Raw genomic sequence first — 2,079 nt, 5'->3', positions numbered from 1 at the left:
GTCTTCATCGCCACCAAGCGCAAGATCCAGCCGGGCGACAAGATGGCCGGCCGTCACGGCAACAAGGGTGTGGTTTCCCGCATCGTGCCTGTCGAGGACATGCCGTATCTCGAAGACGGTACCTCGGTGGACATCGTGCTCAATCCGCTCGGCGTGCCGTCGCGCATGAATGTCGGCCAGATCCTGGAAACCCATTTGGGTTGGGCCTGTGCTGGCATGGGCAAGAAGATCGACGAGATGGTCCGCGCCTATCACGCCAAGGGTGATCTCAAGCCGCTTCGGGCCGAGATCGGTGCGCTGTTCGCCAATGACGAGACGCTGACTGACCTTGACGACGACAGCCTGGTTCGCCTGGGCGAACACCTTTCCAAGGGTGTGCCGATCGCGACCCCGGTCTTCGACGGCGCCAAGGAAGCCGACATCGTCGAGATGCTGGAGCGTGCAGGGCTGAAGGCCTCGGGTCAGTCGACCGTTTATGACGGCCGCACCGGCGAACAGTTCGATCGTCAGGTGACGGTGGGCTACATCTACATGCTCAAGCTCGACCACCTGGTGGACAACAAGATCCACGCTCGCTCGATCGGTCCCTACTCGCTCGTTACCCAGCAGCCGCTGGGTGGCAAGGCGCAGTTTGGCGGTCAGCGCTTCGGCGAGATGGAAGTGTGGGCCCTGGAAGCGTATGGCGCTGCCTACACGCTGCAGGAAATGCTCACCATCAAGTCGGACGACGTGGCGGGGCGTACCAAGGTCTACGAGGCCATCGTGCGCGGCGACGACACCTTCGAAGCGGGCATCCCGGAAAGCTTCAACGTTCTGGTCAAGGAAATCCGGTCTCTGGGCCTCAATGTCGAACTCGACATGCGGGATGAGAACGAACCCGAGCAGGCCGATCCGGAGCTCGCACCTCCTCAGGAAGCGGCGGAATAATCCGGCACTTCCAGTTTCCAATCATCACCTCTCCACGGACCCGTTCATATTCGGGGTCCTGGAGGGGTAGAGGAGAGAATAGATGAATCATCATTCCCACGTCATGGACCCGTTCAACCCGGCCGTCCCCGTGCAGACTTTCGATCAGATGAAAATCTCGATCGCGAGCCCCGAGAAAATCCTTTCCTGGTCCTACGGCGAGATCAAGAAGCCCGAGACCATCAACTATCGTACGTTCAAGCCTGAACGCGATGGCCTGTTCTGTGCCCGCATCTTTGGCCCTGTGAAGGACTATGAGTGCTTGTGCGGCAAGTACAAGCGCATGAAGTTCAAAGGCGTCATCTGCGAAAAGTGCGGTGTGGAAGTCACCCTGAGCCGCGTTCGCCGCGAGCGCATGGGCCATATCGAGCTGGCCGCACCGGTTGCCCACATTTGGTTCCTCAAGTCGCTGCCGAGCCGCATTGCCTTGCTGCTCGATATGACGCTGAAGGATATCGAGCGCATCCTTTATTTCGAGAACTATGTCGTCCTCGATCCGGGCCTGACGCCGTTCACGCAAAACGAACTGCTCACCGAAGAGCAGTATCTGGACGCCCAGGACGAGTATGGCGCCGACAGCTTCACCGCCAAGATCGGCGCCGAGGCCATCCGCGAAATTCTGCTGTCACTCGATCTGGAGAAGATCGCTGCTGACCTGCGCGTGGAAATTGCCGAGGCCACTACCGAGCTTAAGCCCAAGAAGCTCGCCAAGCGCTTGAAGATCGTCGAGCAGTTCATCGTGTCGGGCAACAAGCCCGAATGGATGATCATGACCGTCATTCCGGTCATCCCGCCCGAGCTGCGCCCGCTGGTGCCGCTGGATGGTGGCCGCTTTGCGACCTCTGACCTGAACGACCTTTATCGTCGTGTCATCAACCGCAACAACCGCCTGAAGCGCCTCATCGAGCTGCGTGCACCGGATATCATCATCCGCAACGAAAAGCGCATGCTGCAGGAAGCCGTCGACGCGCTGTTCGACAACGGCCGCCGCGGCCGCGTCATCACGGGCGCCAACAAGCGTCCGCTGAAGTCGCTCTCCGACATGCTGAAGGGCAAGCAGGGCCGCTTCCGCCAGAACCTGCTCGGCAAGCGCGTCGACTATTCGGGCCGTTC

The 2,079-nt window shown here is 60.2% G+C and carries 2 pseudogenes; both read left to right on the top strand.

From position 1 onward, the window contains the following. Positions 1–927: pseudogene (locus tag QZ564_RS19165) on the top strand (DNA-directed RNA polymerase subunit beta); the annotation flags it as partial. Between the two features lie 82 nt (positions 928–1,009). Further along, a pseudogene (locus tag QZ564_RS19160) lies at positions 1,010–2,079 on the top strand (DNA-directed RNA polymerase subunit beta'); the annotation flags it as partial.

Source organism: uncultured Devosia sp. (assembly GCF_913055165.1).
Taxonomy (GTDB): domain Bacteria; phylum Pseudomonadota; class Alphaproteobacteria; order Rhizobiales; family Devosiaceae; genus Devosia.
The sequence above is the reverse complement of the archived record's forward strand: the minus strand, read 5'-3'. Positions and strand labels throughout refer to the sequence as shown.